Source organism: Dyadobacter sp. HNCC25DJ186 (assembly GCF_056895235.1).
The window spans coordinates 1104370-1125015 of record NZ_JBXHAS010000001.1 but is presented as its reverse complement, the minus strand read 5'-3'; the positions used below and the strand labels follow the sequence as shown (position 1 = coordinate 1125015).

Sequence of the window (20646 nt, the reverse complement as noted above, 5' to 3'; positions counted from 1 at the left end):
GACTTTTAAATTCGACCGGGTGGAAAACAGATTTACTTTAAAATTTCGTGGATTAGGACAATATGGCATCTTTCTGGCCTTTGTGATTATTTGTATTGGTTTGGCATTCAGTACTCCTAAATTCTTTACAATATCAAATTTAATGAACATCGGAACGCAGGTTTCGATTAATGCACTGTTAGCTTTTGGGGTAACTTTTGTCATCATCACCGGTGGAATTGATTTGTCTCTGGGCTCCATGGTCGCAGTTACCGGCGTTGTAGCTGCCACTTTTGCGCATCCTGATACTTATCCGGTGATCATTCCGATTTTTATCGGTCTGGTAGCAGGTATTTTTTTGGGAGCCTTTAATGGATTGGTAATCACAAAAAGCAAAGTACCTCCCTTCATTGTCACCTTGGGAACCATGACCATTGGGCGTGGCCTTGCACTGATATTTAGTAAAGGCAGGCCCATATCCAACCTTTCTGATTCTTTTAATTTCATTGGCGGAGGGAATATTTTTGGAATCCCATTTCCCATTGTCATTCTGATTATTGCCTTTATAATCTGTTCGGTTGTATTGAATAAAACAATTCTTGGCAGATATATGTATGCAGTTGGTGGAAATGAACAGGCCGCGCGCGCATCCGGCATTCGCGTTAACCGTGTCAAAATGTGGGTATATACCATTTGTGGGTTGCTTTCAGCAATGGGAGGAATTTTACTTACTTCCAGGATTACGACCGGACAGCCAAATGCCGGAGCAGGTTTTGAACTGGACGCTATTGCAGCAGCGATTATCGGCGGCACCAGCACATCCGGCGGCACAGGCACCATGCCAGGAACCCTAATTGGAGCCTTGCTTATCGGAGTGATCAGCAACAGTCTGGATCTGCTTAACGTAACCTCCTATTATCAGCAGGTTGTGATGGGGGCCATAATTATTGGGGCGGTTGTTCTGGACAGCATGGGAAAGGATAAAAGTTAATCTGATTTTTCTATAAATTATTTGCATTTACATTTTTTTGAATTAACAGTTATGACATTCAAACCATTTTTATTGCTCACACTTTTCGCCATAATTCTCATTGGCTGCAATCAATCCAAAACTGATGAAACCGGGAAAACGGATTCTGGTAAAAAACTTGTCATTGGAAGTACCATGTTAAGTATGCAAAATGAATTTGTTGTGACTGTGAGCGATGAGATGGAAGCGAAAGCCAAGGAACTTGGAGTAGAATTAATCACCGTTGATGCCGAGCGATCTGCGTTAAAGCAAGTGGAACAGGTGGAAAGTTTTATTGCGCAAGGTGTAGATGCGATTATCATGAACCCTTGCGAGGTCGAAGCAAGTTCCCCGGCAGTAAAACTTGCACTGGATGCAAAAATTCCCATCATTAATGTTAACTCAGAAACCAGTAGTAAACCAACTGCATTCGTAGGTTCCGATGATACAGAATCTGCAAGGATTGCGATGAATTACATTGTCAAAAAATTGAGTGGGAAAGGAAATGTGATCATGATGCACGGTTATATGGGGCAGGCTGCGCAGATTAAAAGAGATAAAGGAGCGAAGGAAATTCTAAAAGCCAATCCAGGGATGAAACTTCTGGCTGAACAATCGGGAGAATGGGACCGGGCGAAAGCAATGTCTTTAACTGAAAACTGGATACAATCTTTTGGGACGCAAATCAACGCAATTTTCGCGCAAAATGATGAAATGGGTATGGGGGTTGTCAAGGCACTGGAAGCGGCCGGACTGAAAAATAAAATTATTGTCGTAAGTATCGATGCAATTCCTGATGCTTTGCAAGCTGTAAAAAAAGGAACATTGGATGCAACGGTTTATCAAAATGCGAAAGAGCAGGGAGGAAAGGCGATTGATACTGCGGTGAAAGCTGCAAAAGGAGAAAGTTTTGAAAAGGAAGTTTTGATTCCGTTTCAGTTGGTTACGAAGGAAAATTTAGCCGTTTTTTTGAAGTAAGAAAATGAATTTGGAACTGGCTATTCTATAATAACTAGTTTGATTTTTGATTTGCGATTCGCAAATCGTAAATTGCGAATCGCAAATCAAAAATTGCTATGAAAGATCATAAAGGAATGCGTCCACAGGATATAGTTATTTTGTTGGCAATTGTATCGTTACACCGCGACGGATGGGACAGGTCGGGATTAAGATTTTTACACCGATCTCCGTATCCACAAAATAAGGATTTAGCTGAACTGCTGAAAATCAGCACTGCCGAAATTTCAGCTTCAATTTACAGATCTTCATTTTCAGGGCTTATAGATGCAGGTCCAATGAAACGTGTATTCATGCAGTCTCTTTTTGAATTTCTAAAATTTGGCGTTAAATACGTTTTTCCGGTTCAACCAGGTGCTTTGGTAAAGGGAATACCAACCGGACATTCAGCAGAGCCTTTAAGAAATAGTCTTTCTTTTCAGGAAGAAGTTGTATGGGAACATCCGGAGGGTACCGTTAGGGGGCAAGCCATAATCCCACTTTACCCAACAGTTCCAATAATAGTTAAAAAAAATGAGCTGCTTTACGAATTGTTAGCATTAACTGATTCGTTGCGAATCGGTGGGGCGCGGGAAAAAGACCTGGCAACGACAGAATTAGAAAAAAGATTCTTCAAATGATCTATAATAAACATTTATATATTAAGCGAATCAGAGAGATAGCCTTAAAGCTTGACTATTTGTTGAATGACGTAGTCTTTGTAGGAGGTTCGGTTGTCGCTCTTTATGCAGATGATCCCGCGTCTGATGAAGTCAGGCCTACGGATGATATTGATATTGTAGTATCGATTTCAACGCGGGTAGAATTTGCCTTATTTGAAGAAAAAATACGTCAATTAGGTTTTAAAAATGTAACAGATTCGAATTTTATAGGCCGATATAAAATCAGCGATTTGATTGTAGATGTAATGCCGATTGATGAAAGCATTTTAGGTTTTAGTAATAGATGGTACGAAAAAGGAATACAGGAAAGTTTTTTCTATGAAATAGATAAAGAAATTTCAATACGCCTTATGCCATTTCACTATTTTATAGCTTCAAAAATCGAAGCGCATAACAGCCGAAACGGCGGAGATTTTCGAACAAGTAAGGATTTCGAAGATATTGTCTATTCTTTTGACAACCGTCTGAACCCCTTAGATGATATGCAAAAAGCAACGGGTGAGGTGGAAAATTATTTAAAAATTCAAATCGCTGGATTTTTGCAAAACTTAAATTTTCATGAGGGTATTTATAGCCATCTAAACGCTGGATCAAAATCTAAACGTACAGAACGAATAGAAAGAATTTGGCAAGCTTTTCTTTAAAATGACTGTTACTTAAAGGATACTAAACAGGTTTTTAACGTTTTAGCAAAGTCATAATAAATGAAATTTTTATCCCAACATATTAAATGCAGGCATTTTTTAGTTTAATAGATATCTGAAAGCAGGAATTAAACCTTCCCTTATAAATGTTGTCAGATATACCGTAAACTAAAAATTTATCAACAGTATGAAAAGGATAGTGAAAGTGACAAAATCAATCGTGATGATGGTTATGGCGGGGGCGATGATGATAGCATGTAGTCAGGCACTTCAAACGAGTTATGATTATGACTCATCCGTAAATCTAAAGCAATTCAAAACTTTTAACGTAGAACCTGAAAGTAAAAATGAACAGGATCCATTATTGGGAAGTGAGCTGAATAAAAGGAGGTTGAAAGATGCGGTAGTTGAAGTGATGCAGGCAAAAGGTTATAAACTTGACAACAATCCTGAAATCGTCGTTCGTTTTATGACCGACTTGAAAGAGCGGCAACAAGTACGCTCCAATAATATGTATTCGCCGTATATGTGGTGGTATGGAGGTGGAAATAATATCTCTACTTACAATTATCAGGAAAGTCGATTTATTCTGAATATTTACCAAAGAAGTAGTGACAGGATGATTTGGCAGGGATGGGCGTCTGGCAAAGTAAAAGCACCTTCTAAAAAGGACGATCGCGAAACGATGGTGAAAAACACGATGGCAGATATTTTGAGAACTTTCCCGGAAGCAACGCTTGATACATATAGTAGAAAGCAGTAGTCATTCGGTATGTGGTTATGCATAAAGAAGTTACAGCACCAGTTGCTGTGACTTCTTTTCTTTATACGCTGATCTAATTAACATGTCTTGAAAATGGATTCTGAAATATTACATCAAAACAAGCATAAGAAACAGGATCCATGTGACTGCCGGCTTTGAATTGCTCCATAATACCTAAATCTACGATCATGTCCGCTTTCTTGAAAACGTGACGGAAGTAGGCTGTAAACCGATCTTCCGTGAAATGATAATTGGACCATGTTTGGTGACGTTCAGACGGAATGGTCGATTGATATTCGTCCACAGCAGTCAAAATTTCATTTCCTCCAATGATAAGATTCGTCTTGTCCTGATTTAACGGAACACTTGCTGTGGCTTTCAAACGGATACGAAGTTCAAACGGGTGGGAAGACGGATCCCAGTCAGAAGAATAAAAAGTTCTTGCTTCCGGCCGAAATGCATAATTAAGTGCCACTTTCCTGAATTGCTGACGGTAATAAAGCCGTCCATAGTATCTCAATTCATAACGGTAAGAAGGATCTTCTGCTTCATATGGAGACTCTTCCGAATATAGATTCTGCAAACGGAAGCTGTTTGCAAAAGATACCTGCCATTTTTTACTGAATTTGTAAAGTAACTCCTGGTTGTAAACTGCTATTCCCTGTTTTTGTGTCAAAGACCAGTTATCAGGATTACTCATTCTAGCTGCGCCGCCATAAACTGTCAGGTTCAGCTTTTTATTGAGCACTTGGCTAAAACCAACAACGCCCCAGGAAACTGCCTTGGTTCCATCCAATCCGGGAGGCGAGATCTGAGCAAATATCAGGGAGGTGTAGAGTAAACAAAATAGCGTTAAATAATACTTGATGAGTTTCATTAAAGGTGTCAGTTTGGTACAGAATATTTACTTTTTATTCCGTGCAAAACTATGTTTGAATTCTGGAAACATCCGGGAATTCAAAAATCTGCAAGGCAAAATTTAGTAAATTTACCTTGCAGATTTTTTAATGATTGGAATAGAGCATCCGAATAGATTCAGTTATTTACCTAATGCCTTTATAATATCTTTCTCCAGAGTCTTATTGTTAGGAAATTCCTGAGGTATCCATCGATCAACAATTTTTCCTGACGAATCCAGGACTACAAAAGGATAACGGATGTCAACTGCATAATTTTGTTTCAGTAATTCGGTGCTGTCTTCGGAAGCCCACAGATGTTTCACGCCATTTCTAGCCTGTGTGTAAGGCTTCCAGCTTTCAAACGGCATCCCCGAAATCATCGTGATATATGCAAAATTTACTTTGTCAGCATATTTCGCTTCCATTGCTTTCATTGTAGGTTCGTGTGCACCAATATTAAAAGCAAAAACCATTATGGTTGGTTTTCCTGCCAATTGTTTCAAGGAAACGGCGGCACTGTCGCGGTCGAGCAAGGTAAAATTAGGAGCAGCTGAGCCGCTTGTTAATTTTGATTTGGTAGCAAGAAGTTTCGTGAAGTAATCCGTATACTCCGATTTTGGATATTTGGTTTTATAATCTGCCAATAAAGTCTGACTTGTCTCAATCGTAGGAATAGCGGTTGCTGCGTAATTGAGCCAATAAGTCAGCAGGTATTCTTGTTGCTTAGGATGACTTTGCAGTTTTTCTTTGCTGAAATTATAAACGTCTGTTAAAGCCTTCGGACTCAATTCATAACGTGTCGCTGAGTCCAAAGGAAATTTTCTAGTTGTCGGAATCAACGCCCAATTGCGCAGTTCATCACGGTATGACTGGCTTAATAGCGCTTCGTCAGGTAAAATTTTGAAATTATTTAAGGTGAAATCTTCAAGCTCTTTTTGCTGTGCAGGTTCCAGCTTTTTTGCTCTGTTTCTCCGCATTATTTTTTCCTGCAATAACCGGTGAATAACAAAAGGCTCAGTCGTTGTCGTAGCGTTTACATAAGCATCGAAGGCAGGAACCGGCGCATTTGCAGTTTTAAAAGTAGCATAAGCATTCTGACGAATTTTCTGTAAACTATCACTTTGCTGAGCTACACTTTTATTATCAATTTGGGATGGTTTATAACCGAATACCGGCAGGTATTGGTATTGATTTTCAAGGAAATATGTTTTTAAAAAATCCTGATAATTTGCATTTTTTCCTGAAAAGGCAACGTTCGCTCCTCCCGAAAAAGTGGCTGTAAGATCATCGCCGGGCTGGACAAACAACATCCAGGTTTTATTCACGCCACCGCCGCTGTATTGGAGACGCATAATTTTAGGTTCGCTCATAGGCGCATTAATTTTCTCAGAAGTTTTTTCCTGAAAATTAATCATCGCCAAAGGTTCCAGCTTCGTGTCTGCCAGGCCGATGCCCAGGTTGGGGTGAAAGTGGACATCTTCTAAAACCAGCGAAACAATGGCTTGTTCCGGCTTAGCAGTCGTCAGCGTGATGGTAGAAGTCTTTTGTGCAAAAGATAACAGACTGGAAAGGAGAAAAATAAGTGTGGTAATTTTTTTCATAGTAAACAAGGATGATTTTGTAAGTCGTTCGAAGAATAATGAATTAATATTCAAAGGATTATAGCTTAGATTTGTTGAGATGATAATTAAATAATTATGCCAATATCGGATTTCTTTCCGTGAATACATTTGAACTGCGGATGATCGTTCTGTTTTTCATACGGTAAGGTTATCTTTGAACGAGAAAACCTGATTTCCGAACGATTAGTAAATACTTGCGTCCGCAAGTGCTGCATAGATGATGAACCGCATTACCTTATTAGATTTTAATTCTCTCAAAAACGGATTTGAAGGAGAACTTTATTACGACGACTCCACTGTCCATACAGCCCAAAGACATATTTATGCGACGGATGCCTCAGTATACCAGGAATTGCCGGTTGCCGTTGCTTTGCCGCGAACGGTAGAGGATATCCGGAAGCTTATAAAATTTGCAGGCGAACAAAAACTGACGCTGATTCCAAGGGCGGCCGGGACTTCCTTGGCCGGGCAGGTTGTAGGAAAAGGTATCGTGGTGGACATTTCAAAACACTTTGGCGCAATTCTGGAAGTGAATGCAGAGGAAAAATGGGTTAAGGTTCAGCCTGGTGTGATCCGCGATGATTTAAATAAACATCTGGCTCCTTACGGATTACTCTTCGGTCCGGAAACATCAACAGCCAGTCGTGCCATGATCGGCGGGATGATCGGTAATAATTCTTGTGGCTTGCATTCCATCACCTGGGGAGCGACACGGGATCATTTGCTGGAAGTAAAAGCCTTATTATCGGATGGAACAGAAACCGTTTTTAGTAATTCTTCAACCGAAGATTATGTTAAAAAAGTGTCTAAATCCGGTTCCGGTAAACGTGAGCAGGCGATTTACGCTGGTATGTGGGGAATACTTTCAAACCCGGTTGATCAGGATTTGATTAAGAAACAATTTGCAAAGCCAACAGTAACGCGCCGGAATTCGGGTTATGCGCTGGATGCATTGGTTGACAATTTTGAAAAGAACCAGGTAAACCTCTGTAATCTGATCGCAGGCTCCGAAGGTACACTATGTTTTGTGACAGAAGCAAAACTTGCTTTAGTTGATATGCCTCCGGCTTCAGTTGGTGTTGTTTGTGTTCATGCCAATTCTCTTGCAGAATCCCTGCATGCAAATCGGGTGGCTATGAAACACAATCCGAAAGCATCAGAATTGGTGGATCGATACATTATGGATTTTACCAAAGGCCATCATATTTATTCAAAAAACAGGTTTTTTCTGGAAGGTGATCCCGCCGCTTTGCTGATGGTTGAATTTTGGGGAGATTCGGATGATGAAGTAAAAGCACAGGCCGATGCACTGATCAAGAATTTGCTTGAAGAACAGTTGGGATATGCCTATCCGCTTTTATTTGGCGACGATGCAAACAAAGCCTGGGAAATCAGAAAAGCAGGCTTGGGATTGATCAGGAATTTGCCGGGCGATACCCAACCAGTGAACCTGATCGAAGATTGTGCTGTTGCCGTGGAAGATCTGCCAGCTTACATTCATGACCTTGAACAGTTGCTGGAAAGCCATGGTTTGCACGCATCTTACTATGCTCATGCCGGTGCTGGTGAGCTGCACGTCGAGCCAATGATCAATCTTAAAACTTCTGAGGGAAAACAGAAATTCAGGCAGGTGCTGGCGGATACGGCAGTGCTTGTGAAAAAATATAAAGGCGCTCTTTCCGGAGAACATGGAGACGGCCGCCTTCGTGGCGAGTTTATTCCCTTTATGATGGGGGAGGAAGTGTATGAAATTTTCAGACAGGTAAAAAGAATCTGGGATCCGAATGGCATTTTTAATGCAAACAAGATCGTCGATACACCCCCGATGAATGAGTTTCTGCGGTTTGAACAGGATAAGGAAAAACCAGTTATTACTACCACTTTTGATTTCTCAAAAGACGAAAGCATGTTGCGTCTGGCAGAAAAATGTAGCGGATCCGGCGACTGTCGAAAAACCGAATTGACCGGCGGAACAATGTGCCCAAGTTACATGGCAACCCGCCGTGAACGTGATACCACCCGGGCGCGGGCCAATATTTTACGCCAATATCTAACACCAGGAGCGGCACAAGTTGAAAGTGCAACCACACCGGAAATGGTCAAAGAAGTTCTCGATTTATGCATGTCCTGTAAAGGCTGCAAGTCGGAATGCCCGTCGAGCGTCGATGTCGGGAAAATGAAAGCTGAATTTACACAGCAATATTATGAGACGCACTCCATTCCACTGAGGACAAATCTGATCGCTAATTTTGGTAAGCAGATGAAACTGGCTTCGATAGCACCCTGGGTTTTTAACGCTGTTTTTGGAACAACGGCTCTCAGAAAAGTAGCTAATAAAATGGTCGGATTTCACCCGGACAGATCCATGCCGTTACTTCATAGTACTACGCTTAAACATTGGTGGGAAAAACATAACAGAAAGAATTTGAGTACAAAAATTCACTCAAAAGTCTATCTTTTTTGTGATGAATTTACTAATTATAACGATGTTGAAATAGGCAAGAAAGCTGTAATGTTGCTGGAAAAGCTGGGCTATGAAGTAGTCATACCTGACCACGCAGAATCAGGAAGGTCTTATTTATCTAAAGGTCTGGTAAAAGAAGCGCAAAAGTTAGCAATTCGAAATGTTGAGTTGTTGAAAGACATTATTTCTCAAAAAACACCTTTGATCGGTATTGAGCCGTCCGCAATTCTTTCTTTCCGTGACGAATACATTGACCTGGTTCCGGAAAATTTGAAAATTGACGCCCAAAATATCGCGTCACATGCGCTATTGTTTGAAGAATTTGTATCAAGGGAGATCGACGCAAAAAGAATAACAAAGGAAGCTTTTAATACTAAGGAGCAGTTGGTTAAACTTCACGGTCATTGTCATCAGAAAGCATTATCGTCATTGACCACTTCAAAGAAAGCGCTATCGATTCCTGAAAATTATAAAGTACAACTCATCCCCTCAGGTTGTTGTGGGATGGCTGGTTCTTTTGGATACGAAGAAGAGCATTATGATGTTTCAATGCAGATAGGAGAATTGGTGCTCTTCCCGACGGTGCGCCAACAACCCGAAAACGTAATTATTGCCGCACCCGGTACAAGTTGCCGGCACCAGATAAAAGATGGTACCGGACGTAAGGCAAAACACCCGATTGAAATCTTGTGGGAGGCGCTGAACTAATTATTCAGTGCCTCTGACACTTTTCATGATTGTGTCGGGATGAACTTCCATCGTTGTGTCTGATGCTGCTGTGTCCGCGGGCATGGTGGCATTTTCCGATGGCGTTTCTGCCTCGCTAAAATTCTCATCATGATTCAGGAATCCTCCCCAAAATGCAATTAACATTAATACAACACCAATGCCCAAGATCCATTTCCAAACGTTCTTGGTATTTTTGGTAGCTTTCGCTTCTTTGTCTGTTTCTCCTCTGTCCATGATAGTAGTGATTTGGTTTGCACTTTATAGTACCATTTTTGTACCAAATCAAAATGATACCATTTAATAAGGTTTAGATTTAATTGTGTTGAATAAATTACCCTAAAATGCGCTAAATCGAACGAATGGTATACTAAAATACGTTGGTTCAATGTTTAGTCTCATAGAATTATTGAAAACGCACGATTATAAGTTTTTTTATAAAATTCACTCCCGTATGATAAAGCCTCTTTTTTACTTTCTTTCGTTAACATCGCTATTCTTATTGCTTCAAACGGAGCTTGTTAAGGCACAGGATACCAGAAACTTCTTTTCCGTAACCGGCGGATATAGCTTGCCGGTAGGGGAGCTTGCAACGGAAAAGTTAAATGATCCGCTTGCTGGTCTGGCTGGTTCGGGTTATTTTGGACAGGTTAGTTATGATCACAGAATCGCGCGATGGTTCGGTATAAAATTATCCGGCAGTTACAATCAAAACACAACCAACTCCGGCCCTATCATAGATAAAGCAAACTCCTATGTGGAAGCATTAGGACGAACGTATGCCTGGGATAGCAATGTTTCTAAATGGAAATTAGGTGCAGCTTTAATCGGTCCTGCTATTTACCTTAATTTTAATCGGGTACAATTTGAAGCACACGTTCAGGGTGGGATTGTGAAAGCTACAACGCCGTCCGTGTTGTTAACAGGTCGCCGGCTTAATTCCGATGGGCAGATCATGGAGGGATCCAGCGAAATTCAGGTAAGTTTAGATCGTAAAATTGTTAATCCTATTGGTTTTGGAGCAGGGGCAAGTTTGCGTCTTCCTATTGCAGGTGCTTTGTTCTTTCATGTCAGTGGCGATGTAATCGGTGCAAAAGCAGAGGTAAAGGATTTGGCTATAAAGGCCGTGGGCGAAGGTTTTGATCATAGTGACCGGATCAATGAAAGCAGGTTTATTGGTGTTGTAAATTTAGGAGCAGGTCTTGGAATTGCCTTTTAAAAAGTTAATTCAAATTTTATTTTATAAAAAAAGAGGATACCCGTGTTTGGCAGGTATCCTCTTTTCGTTAAGGTACTTCGATCAGCTGTTTATTTCGCAAACCAAAGTTTAAGTTTCATGTCATTTTTTCCACCTTGACTTTTCAGTGCAGCATCGTAGTTCACGAAGTTCAGTGACTCTTCTGAACCTGGATAAGGAAGACGCGTTGGAAGAACATTTTGGTTTGTGTTATTTGTAGGCGTTACGAGTGCAGGAATGCCAGTGCGACGATATTCTGTCCATGCTTCCAAACCCTGGCCGTACAAAGCAATCCACTTTTGCTCCATGATCTGCGTAAATCCATCTGTCCCACTTTTCAACGCATTCGCTGCGATGTATGCAGTCGGAGCCGGCAACTTGTACTGTGCGAATGAGGCCGTGATCCCAGCCGCATAATTCGTTGCAACATCACCTGCCGAAGTTACGCCTTTGTAAGCAAATTCAGCTTTCAGGAATAACAGTTCAGCATAAGTCATGATTACCCCAGGCGCTGTTGCAGATGTAAAGAAACTTCCTACTTTTGAAGTTTTTGTTAAACCCAAAGCATTGGCATCCGAGGAAGCCAGGCCATTTGGAACGCCTTTATAAGTACCGCCGTCTGCTGGCAAATTCGCATAAATGGCAAGTCTGTCGTCGTTCATGGCTGCCAGTTTATTTACTAAAGTGGCACTTACACGGTGGTCATCACGTGTTCTGCGATTTACGAAAACCGGATTCTGGTTATTTGTTGCGTCCAAATAATTAAGCTGAATGTTTTCAGAAACAGAAGTAATGACAGGATATTTTGCAGGATCGCCAAGGATTCTCGCAATCTCCGTTTTCACATCGATCGGTGCATCTGCCTTATCAATCATTCGACTCAAAAGGCGAAGACTAAGGGTGTTTGCAAATTTTTTCCATTTGGCCATATCGCCGTTGAAAAGTATATCGCCACCAATAGGCATGGATGTGTTTGCTGTATTAATGGATTCACCAGCTGTTTTCAGTTCTGCAACCAAGCCTGCATAAACATTTTTTTGAGCGTCGTAAGTTGGCAGCAAAGTTCCTTCCAGTCCCTGGATAGCAGTTTTGTAAGGAATATCCCCATAAATATCTGTCAAAAGTGAAAACACCCACGAGCGCAGAATTACAGCAACAGCCTGATAATTGGTATTGCCGCTTTCTTCTCCAAGTTTGTAAATACGGTTATAGTCCGCAAGCGCTTCGATGTATAGTCCCTGCCAGCCAGTATTGTAAACATCGGCGGAAACTGTATACTGGTCTATATCGGTATACTGGATACGAGCCCAGTGCTGCGAAAATCCCTCGCCGATATCCATACCCAATGTACCACCTGACTGAATATCAACGGCACTCTGGATTCCGTGCGGCATAAACAAATCAGCAGTTCCGGAAGACGCACTGTTTGGGTTGGTATTAAGTTCATCAAAATCTCCGGTGCAAGCGGAAGCGCACAAGAAAGTGGCTGCTAGTAATATTTTGGAACGGAATGAATATTTGAAACTTTTCATATAAAATCAATTAAAGAAAATTACTTAAAGATTGAAGCTGATGTTAAAACCGATTGATCTGGTTGTCGGAATCTGACCATTTTCTATACCTTGTAAATTACCGTCGTTGTAATAACTTGTTTCAGGATCGATGTGAGGAAGATTGCTTTTTAGGAGAGCAAGGTTTCTGCCTACAACGGACACTGCAATGTCACGGAAAGGAAGTTTTTTCATTACTTTTCCGGAAATCATATAAGTAAATTTCACTTCGCGAAGTTTTACATAACTCGCATCGAAAATGGTGTTTTCGTTGTTTGTCAGCAAGTAATATTTGTGGTGGTATTCCTCAGAGGAGATGCTTTTCGCGTTAGGAACATAGTTTGGCGCATCGGCAGTGCCTGTGTTAATCACGCCCTGACCAACAACACCTGTTTCACGACCAAGCGTTGTTTCTTTCAAAACACCCGTGTAACGTCCAACGTTAATTGATTGCGAGAAGATATCGCCACCGTGTTTGATATCAATCAAAGTACTAAGCGAGAAGTTTTTATATTTAAATACGTTAGAAATACCGCCAATCCAGTCTGGTGTGAAGTTTCCTAAGACACGGCTGACAGGATCAATCATTGGATATCCTTGTGCATCATAAACAATTTGTCCATCCGGGGCGCGTAAAAATCCTCTTCCGAAGAAGGTTCCATAGGGCTGTCCAACTCTTGCCTCAACGGATAATCCACGGAAACTGCTCGTTGATGTGGCCTGAGTAAGCGGATTGTAACTTGTATTTAGCTGGTAAGTAGTCAGGTTATCGGCAAGTGAAACCACTTTGTTTTTGTTACGTGCCCAGTTCAAATTGATATCCCACTGGAAGTTTCCAACTTTAACAGGTGTTGTCGTCAGCTGAATTTCAATTCCTTTGTTCGTGATTTTCCCAGCGTTCAAAAGCTTAGATAAATATCCTGAAGCATTTGAGACGTTTACGTCAAGAATCTGGTCAGTTGAAGATTTGCTATAATAAGTAACATCAAGTCCAACACGGTTTTGCCAAAGTCTGATATCCGCACCGATTTCATAAGAAGTTGTGATTTCAGGTTTTAACTCAGCATTTAACAGCGCATTATTTTCAGATAAACTCGGCGTGCTTCCCCAAGGGTTTTCATATTTGTAAGTACTTGCCAGGCGATATGGATCAGTATCATTACCAACTTGCGCAAGACCAGCTCTTAATTTTGCAAAGGATAGAACATTAGACTTTATGTCAAACATATCCGAAAGGATCGCGCTCACAGCGGCTGATGGGTAGAAATAGGATCTGTTGTTTGCAGGCAGAGAGCTTGACCAGTCATTACGTGCAGTAAGATCAACAAATAAATAGTTACGGAAACCTAAGTTCGCCGAGGCATATAAACTGTTTACCGTTTTCTCAATGAAAGAGTTTTCTGTTACCGGACGCTGACGGGAGTTACCCATATTCCAAACTCTTGGGATCGCAAGTTCGGTTGCGCCCATATAGTTTCTTTGTGCAAAGTTTGAACGGTGGTTACCTCCGATGTTTGCAGTAATGTCAAACTCACCGAATTTTTTCGTTGCGTTCAACAAGAAATCAGAGTTGGATTCGCGAACAAAAACCTGCTCTTCGTTATACGCGTCGTAAAGTTGCGTCGTTCCAAGTTTGGCCTGACGTGCAGCTGTTCTTGTTTTGCGGCGATCTTCATAAAAGTCAGTACCAGAACGACCTGTTAAAGTAAGCCAGTCAGTCAGTTTGTAAGTAGCAGAAATATTTCCATACAAACGATCACGCTGGTTTTCTCTTGTGCTGTTGTTTAGCAGGTAATAAGGATTTGTCCAGTAGTTATCATTCCAGTTATTCTGATAAATGCTTCCCGGTTTCGTATAATTCGTCAGATTATTCATGTTAACCTGACGGCCAAACCAGATGAAATAAAGACCGAAATTGTTACGGTTATCGCTACCATCTTTCACATAATTAACCGTCGCTCTTACGTTCAATTTCGGCGTAAGGTTCCAGCCGGCATTTAAAGAAACCGTCTGGCGTTTGTAATCTGTGTTTGGTAAAATACCTTCTTGTTTCAGGTTAGTGAAAGACAAACGGAAATCCGCTTTGTCGTTTCCACCTGTTACGCCGATGTTGTTGGTATACGTTTTACCAGTTTGATAAAATTGATTTACGTTATCCGGATTTGCAACCCAGGGAGTAGGCGTTCTTGTTCCGTCAGCTGCTATTGGTGAGTCAAATTGCGGCAATAATCTTCCGTCTAATTTTGGTCCCCAGCTTTCATCCACGCCGTCATTTACGCCGCCGCCTTGACCATCCTTATAAGAAAAAAGACCTTTTGCGCCCTGTCCGTATTCATTTTGCCATTCGGGCTGACGGAAAACGGATTCAAAGGAAGTGTTGGTATTGAAAGACACACCGACTCCTTTTGAGCCTTTTCCGCTTTTAGTAGTGATCAATACAACACCGTTCGCGCCGCGAGATCCGTAAAGTGCAGCAGCACTTGGTCCTTTCAAAACGTTGATAGACTCAACATCGTCCGGGTTAATGGAAGCAGCAGCGTTACCATAATCTACACCTGTTCCTGAACCGAAGTTGCTGTTGTCGATCGGTACACCATCAACAACGAAAAGTGGCTGGTTGTTGCTACCAATTGAGCTGGCACCACGAATAATCATACGTGAAGAAGCGCCCGGGGCACCATTTGAGTTGGTAACCTGAACGCCTGCTAATCTTCCTGAAAGTGAGTTGATTAAGTTAGTTTCGCGAGCCTGGGTTAAAGCCTTTCCGCTCACTTCCTGCACCGAATAACCCAACGCTTTTTTCTCACGGGCGATACCAAGTGCGGTTACTACAACCTCATTGAATTGTGTTGCGTCTTCTTCCAGTGCAATGCCGATGGTCGTTTTCGCTCCAACAGGAACTTCAAGCGACTTAAATCCTATAAAGGAAACTACCAGCACTGCGTCAGAAGCAGCATTGATCGTGAATTCCCCATCTGCATTGGTCGTGCTACCGCGGCTTGTGCCTTTAATTAAAACACTTGCACCTGGCAAAGCTCCGCCGTCACCTTTTGATGTGACCTTACCTTTAATGGCTAGCTCCTGTCCAAAACTTGCTAAGCTCAGCAGCATTAGAAGGGACATGAAACCCAGTGTAAAAAGTTTTTTCATCAGTTAGATTTTTAAGAGTGGTTAAATAGTAATATTTAAATAAAATAGGAGTGAAAATTCTAAATTTGATATGGTATAAATTTGAGTGCTTTCTAATAAATTTATTTAAAATCTCATAATTAGGTTGTTTTAAATAGTGATATTAAAAGTTAATTAGATAATTGTTAGAAATTCAATATTCAAAGTAAAGTAATTTATTTCAGAATAATATTCTTTAAAAATAAAATATTTTAAAATTATAGCCTGTAAAATATGATTAACTAAAAATTTAAATTGATTATAATACAGTTTATTGAAATTAAATTTTAATAAATCTTGGAATTGTATAAGTTTTTTGTAGTTGGATTTAGAAATTGTATTTTACCAATTGATTGGTGATGTTTTAATTTTATATAGGACCGTTTTTAGCTGGTCAATAATAAATTATTCACAATAAGGTACGCGGACTCCTTACCCACTTTGCTAATTCGTTTTAGTTGCAATCTTGGGTTGTATCGATTGGTTTTAAATCATGAAAAATGTAGCACTTGACTGCTTTTCATTCTTAAAATCAACCTTCAAGGCATTTGAATTACTATATTTGCAACCCGGCGTCCGCAGGTGCCGGCTTAGTGCACATATCAATTTGATTAATTCGTAATAGCTTTAAATGAAGGTTCTTAAATTTGGTGGCACATCGGTCGGTTCGGTCGATAGTATCAAGCAGGTAATCGGTATTCTTGAAAATAATCTGGCAACTGGCGAAAAGATCGCCGTCGTTTTTTCTGCAATGGGAGGTGTTACAAACCGCCTTATTGAAATCGGGAAAATGGCAGCATCCGGAAACAGCGAGTATACGGAATTCCTGAAAGTAGTTGAGGAACGTCATTTTGTAATTGTTCGCGGATTGATCAATGTCAAAAATCAGAGCAGTACGTTTGCTGCTGTGCGTGGACTTTTTAATGAATTGGGTGATATTCTTAAAGGAGTTTCCTGGATTCGCGAATTGTCGACCCGCACCATGGATCTGATCATGAGCTTCGGAGAACGGCTTTCCACACTTGTTATCACGGAAGTTTTGAAAAGCAGAGGCGTTGCCGCAGAGTTTTGTGATGCCCGCCAAATAATCCGTACCAATGATACATACGGTATGGGCGATGTCAACTTTGAAATTACCAACCAGCTGATTCTCGAATATTTTGCAAAGGTTAATGCCTTGCAATGTGTGACCGGATTTATTTCGTCTACAAAAGATGGTATCACAACTACCCTCGGCCGTGGAGGCTCTGATTACACCGCTTCGATCATCGCAGCTGCTTTGGATGCGGATTCCATAGAAATCTGGACAGATGTTGATGGCATGATGACGGCCGATCCGCGCAAGGTTACCAATGCCTTCACAATTCCGTCGATTTCCTATTCAGAAGCGATGGAGCTTTCGCATTTTGGAGCGAAGGTGATTTATCCGCCAAGTTTGCAGCCGGCATTTGCAAAAAATATAACGCTGAAAGTTCTGAATACTTTTAACATAGGTTTTGAAGGTACATTTGTTCAGAAAGTTGCTAATAAAAAAGAGTTTCCGATTACGGGGATTTCGTCCATAGATGAAATTGCATTGGTCAATATTCAGGGAAGTGGAATGATCGGTGTTGCCGGTATATCCGGTCGGCTTTTCACAGCTTTATCCAATAATGCCATCAGCGTAATACTTATTTCCCAGGCATCTTCGGAGCATTCCATCTGTTTTTCAATAGATCCGAAAGATGCCCAGAAAGCAAATGAAGTGCTTAATCATGAATTCGCTTCTGAAATTGATCACGGATATATTGACAGTATCACGATAGAAAAAAGCCTTTCGATCATCGCGATCGTTGGAGAGGGTATGAAAAAAAGCACGGGTGTTTCCGGTAAACTTTTTTCTGTTTTGGGTAAAAACGGTATCAATGTTGTCGCTACGGCCCAAGGTAGTTCCGAACTTAATATTTCTGTTGTCATTTCAAAAAGTGATTTATCCAAGGCGCTGAATGCCATTCATGGTGTTTTCTTCCATTCCGAGACTCGTTCGCTCAATTTATTTGTGGTTGGTGTCGGACTTATCGGGAAAACGCTTTTGGAACAAATAAAAAATCAGACAAAATATTTGCGGGAGGAAAAATTCCTGAATCTGAACGTTGCCGGTCTCTCCAATACGAAAAAAATGCTGCTCGATCCTGATGGAATAGGATCGGAACAATGGAAAGAAAGAATAGAAGGCGAAGGAGTAAAAACAAGTTTGCCAGCTTTTGTCCAGCGTATGATTGAGCTCAACCTGCCAAACAGCGTTTTTGTGGATTGCACTTCTGATAAAGATATTGTGCAGTATTACAACATGTTGCTGGATGCCAGTATATCGGTTGTTACGCCTAATAAAGTAGCAAATTCCGGGACCTATGCTGAATACATTTCATTGCAGAGAACTGCCTTGAAGAGAGGTGTGAAGTTTTTATATGAAACCAATGTTGGCGCGGGACTGCCAATTATCAACACCATTCAGGGCCTCATGTCGAGTGGAGATAAATTTCTGAAAATAGAAGCAATTCTATCAGGAACATTATCTTATATTTTTAATTCTTTCGGTCCGGGAATTCGGTTTGTGGATGTTGTTAAGGAGGCAAAGGCGAAAGGTTTCACAGAGCCGGATCCGCGCGATGATTTGAGCGGTGCGGATGTGGCGCGTAAAATATTGATTCTGGCTCGTGAAGTAGGTGTCCCTCTCGAATCAGAAGATGTAAAAGTTACCCAGCTTTTACCCCAAAACTGCTTGCAAGCACCAACAGTTGAGTCATTTTTTGACGAATTAATTATCTCGGATGAATATTTCGCTACACTTCAGGCCAATGCAGAAGCAAATGGTGAAGTACTCCGGTTTATTGCAACTTTGGAAAATGGAAAAGCTGTGGTAGAGCTCAGAACTGTAAATCAACAGCATCCTTTTTATACATTGTCGGGAAGTGATAACATCATTTCTTTTACAACAGAAAGATATAAGGACCGTCCGTTGGTAATCAAAGGCCCGGGTGCGGGTGCGGAAGTTACCGCCTCGGGTGTCTTTGCAGATATCATGAGCATTAGTAGTTATTTGGGGTAGAAGGTTTTAAATTGGTGGAGATTTCTAACGAGCCATTTCAATCATGAGCAACAGAATGATTCCGGAATCGGTGGCCAGATTAACTGAGGAATTTGTTAGTCAGGTGACTGCTTTATATGGCGACCGTCTTAACAAGGTAATTTTATATGGGTCATACGCCAGAGGGGACCAACGAGAAGATTCTGATGTGGACTATCTGGTCGTTCTAAACGATGAAAAAATCAGGACTTTGCGGGAAATTAGTCTTATATCACCTATTACGAGTTCATTAGGGCTTAAATATGATGTATGGATTTCTGCTGTGCCTTTTACTAGCAGCAAACTATCTTCTGGTCAAACTCAACTAGGTTTGAACATTTATAATGAAGGAATCTTGTTATGAATGAAACAACACTGGCTAAAATACTATTTAAAATTAAGGATTGTCTGGATAGCAGTCAGGCATCTTTCCAAGATAAATTTTATGAAGCTGCTGTCAATCGCGCTTATTATGCGATGTTCCATTCTGTACAGGCCCTACTTTTTGTTTCTGAATCACCCACAAAAACACACAACGGGGCACATAATAAATTCAGGGAATTATTTATCAAAACCGGAGTTTTGGACAAAGAATTAAGCACTAGCTTACAGCGGTCTTTCGAAAAAAGGCAATTTAGTGATTATGACTACGATGAAGTTTTAGAAGAGGATGCTCAGGAATCAATTCAGGATGCAATAAATTTTGTGAACGCTACAAACCAATATTTAAAGGAAAATAATTTTTTAAAGTGAATTATATAAAAGCATTTGCCCCGGCCACAGTTGCCAACGTTTCGTGTGGATTTGACATTTTCGGTTTTGCAATTGAAGAGCCAGGCGATGTGGTTGAAATTCAGCGTCGCGATGAACCCGGAATTATTATAAAGGATATTTTTGGCGACGAGGGAAGATTACCCCGAAATCCTGAAAAAAATGCAGTAACCGGCGTAATGATTCATTTGCTAAAACATCTGGGTATAAAAGATTTCGGCTGCGAGGTAACGTTACATAAAAACATGCCGCTGGGCAGTGGTATGGGGTCAAGTGCCGCAAGTGCCGTTGCAGGTGTGGTGGCCTTGAATGAGCTTCTGGATTGTCCTTTGACCAGAACTGAACTTCTGCCTTTTGCTATGGAGGGTGAGCGCATCGCCTCAGGTTCTGCCCATGCTGATAATGTCGGACCTGCGCTTCTGGGTGGTTTTGTAATTATCAGAAGTTACAATCCGCTGGATGTTTTTTCAATTCCCGTCCCAAAAGATTTGTACTGCACCCTGGTTCATCCGGATATTGAAATCAATACCAAAGATGCAAGGTATATCCTTCGGGACGAAGTTTCGCTCAAAAATACTATTTCTCAGATGGGAAATGTAGCGGGTTTGGTAGCCGGACTTATGAAGGCAGATTATGATCTGATCAGCCGTTCGATGGTTGATGTGATCATCGAACCGGTTCGTTCTATACTTATTCCTGACTTCGGTAAAGTGAAACAAGCCGCTCTTGACAATGGTGCTTTGGGTTGCAGCATTTCAGGTTCCGGACCATCCATGTTTGCATTGAGCCGTGGAATAGAGCATGCAAAAAAAGTAGGGGAGGTTATGAAAATGACATTTGCAGAAGCTGGAATTGAATCAAGTACGCATGTTTCGCTTATAAATCAGGGAGGTCCGTTGATTATGGATAAGCGATAGACTGCTTGTTCGCAAATAATTGGGGTAATATCAGCGTCCAAACTTATCTTCTCCTGAACTTTCTGCGTTATTTTATACGTTACATAGTCCATAAGCATTAAATTAAAAGATC

16 protein-coding genes are annotated in these 20646 nt (G+C 41.0%); 11 read left to right on the top strand and 5 right to left on the bottom strand.

The features are described 5' to 3' along the window. Positions 1-19 precede the first annotated feature (19 nt). From AC1XUO_RS04815 to AC1XUO_RS04795, 5 genes are all read left to right on the top strand, one after another. Positions 20-970 carry an ABC transporter permease gene (locus tag AC1XUO_RS04815; protein WP_483328614.1) on the top strand — a complete coding sequence of 317 codons (951 nt, stop codon included), beginning with the start codon at positions 20-22 and terminating at the stop codon, positions 968-970. 51 nt (positions 971-1021) lie between these two features. Beyond that, a complete protein-coding gene (locus AC1XUO_RS04810) occupies positions 1022-1966 on the top strand; it encodes a sugar ABC transporter substrate-binding protein (RefSeq protein WP_483328613.1) in 945 nt (314 codons plus the stop codon). Between the two features lie 98 nt (positions 1967-2064). Beyond that, positions 2065-2625: a hypothetical protein gene (locus AC1XUO_RS04805; RefSeq protein WP_483328612.1), complete on the top strand. Its 561-nt coding sequence runs from the start codon at positions 2065-2067 to the stop codon at positions 2623-2625. After that, entirely contained in the window at positions 2622-3311 is a 690-nt protein-coding gene (locus AC1XUO_RS04800) for a hypothetical protein (protein WP_483328611.1), read from the top strand. Before AC1XUO_RS04805 ends, AC1XUO_RS04800 begins: the two co-directional genes overlap by 4 nt. A 187-nt stretch (positions 3312-3498) precedes the next feature. Continuing rightward, entirely contained in the window at positions 3499-4074 is a 576-nt protein-coding gene (locus AC1XUO_RS04795; RefSeq protein ID WP_483328610.1) for a DUF4136 domain-containing protein, read from the top strand. A 73-nt stretch (positions 4075-4147) separates the two neighbouring features. On the opposite strand, the gene AC1XUO_RS04790 is transcribed toward AC1XUO_RS04795, so the two are convergent. Together AC1XUO_RS04790 and AC1XUO_RS04785 are read right to left on the bottom strand one after the other, a co-directional pair. Beyond that, positions 4148-4951, bottom strand: a complete 804-nt coding sequence (locus AC1XUO_RS04790; RefSeq protein ID WP_483328609.1) for a DUF2490 domain-containing protein — start codon at positions 4949-4951, stop codon at positions 4148-4150. 162 nt (positions 4952-5113) lie between these two features. Continuing rightward, on the bottom strand, positions 5114-6574 hold the full coding sequence (locus AC1XUO_RS04785; RefSeq protein WP_483328608.1) for a TlpA family protein disulfide reductase: 1461 nt from the start codon (positions 6572-6574) through the stop codon (positions 5114-5116). A gap of 241 nt (positions 6575-6815) precedes the next feature. On the opposite strand from AC1XUO_RS04785, the gene AC1XUO_RS04780 reads away from it, so the two are divergent. After that, entirely contained in the window at positions 6816-9767 is a 2952-nt protein-coding gene (locus AC1XUO_RS04780) for an FAD-binding and (Fe-S)-binding domain-containing protein (RefSeq protein ID WP_483328662.1), read from the top strand. Here the strand turns inward: AC1XUO_RS04780 and AC1XUO_RS04775 are convergent, their stop codons facing one another. Continuing rightward, the gene (locus AC1XUO_RS04775) at positions 9768-10022 is read right to left on the bottom strand and encodes a hypothetical protein (RefSeq protein WP_483328607.1); all 255 of its coding nucleotides are present in this window, start codon (positions 10020-10022) and stop codon (positions 9768-9770) included. It lies immediately after the preceding gene. Between the two features lie 217 nt (positions 10023-10239). Between AC1XUO_RS04775 and AC1XUO_RS04770 the strand changes: the two genes are divergently transcribed. Then, positions 10240-11004, top strand: a complete 765-nt coding sequence (locus AC1XUO_RS04770) for a hypothetical protein (RefSeq protein ID WP_483328606.1) — start codon at positions 10240-10242, stop codon at positions 11002-11004. Between the two features lie 89 nt (positions 11005-11093). On the opposite strand, the gene AC1XUO_RS04765 is transcribed toward AC1XUO_RS04770, so the two are convergent. Beyond that, on the bottom strand, positions 11094-12554 hold the full coding sequence (locus AC1XUO_RS04765) for a SusD/RagB family nutrient-binding outer membrane lipoprotein (RefSeq protein ID WP_483328605.1): 1461 nt from the start codon (positions 12552-12554) through the stop codon (positions 11094-11096). Between the two features lie 24 nt (positions 12555-12578). Next, the gene (locus tag AC1XUO_RS04760) at positions 12579-15722 is read right to left on the bottom strand and encodes a SusC/RagA family TonB-linked outer membrane protein (protein ID WP_483328604.1); all 3144 of its coding nucleotides are present in this window, start codon (positions 15720-15722) and stop codon (positions 12579-12581) included. 649 nt (positions 15723-16371) lie between these two features. Between AC1XUO_RS04760 and thrA the strand changes: the two genes are divergently transcribed. Genes thrA through AC1XUO_RS04740 form a run of 4 tightly spaced genes read left to right on the top strand, consistent with a single transcriptional unit; the run spans position 16372 to position 20534 of the window. Then, complete coding sequence (gene thrA, locus AC1XUO_RS04755) at positions 16372-18828, top strand: bifunctional aspartate kinase/homoserine dehydrogenase I (RefSeq protein WP_483328603.1); 2457 nt, start codon at positions 16372-16374, stop codon at positions 18826-18828. Positions 18829-18871: 43 nt separating this feature from the next. Continuing rightward, a complete protein-coding gene (locus AC1XUO_RS04750; RefSeq protein ID WP_483328602.1) occupies positions 18872-19210 on the top strand; it encodes a nucleotidyltransferase domain-containing protein in 339 nt (112 codons plus the stop codon). Next, on the top strand, positions 19207-19599 hold the full coding sequence (locus AC1XUO_RS04745; protein ID WP_483328601.1) for a HEPN domain-containing protein: 393 nt from the start codon (positions 19207-19209) through the stop codon (positions 19597-19599). Before AC1XUO_RS04750 ends, AC1XUO_RS04745 begins: the two co-directional genes overlap by 4 nt. After that, positions 19596-20534, top strand: coding sequence for a homoserine kinase (locus tag AC1XUO_RS04740; protein ID WP_483328600.1), 939 nt, complete (start codon positions 19596-19598; stop codon positions 20532-20534). Before AC1XUO_RS04745 ends, AC1XUO_RS04740 begins: the two co-directional genes overlap by 4 nt. Positions 20535-20646: the final 112 nt, after the last annotated feature.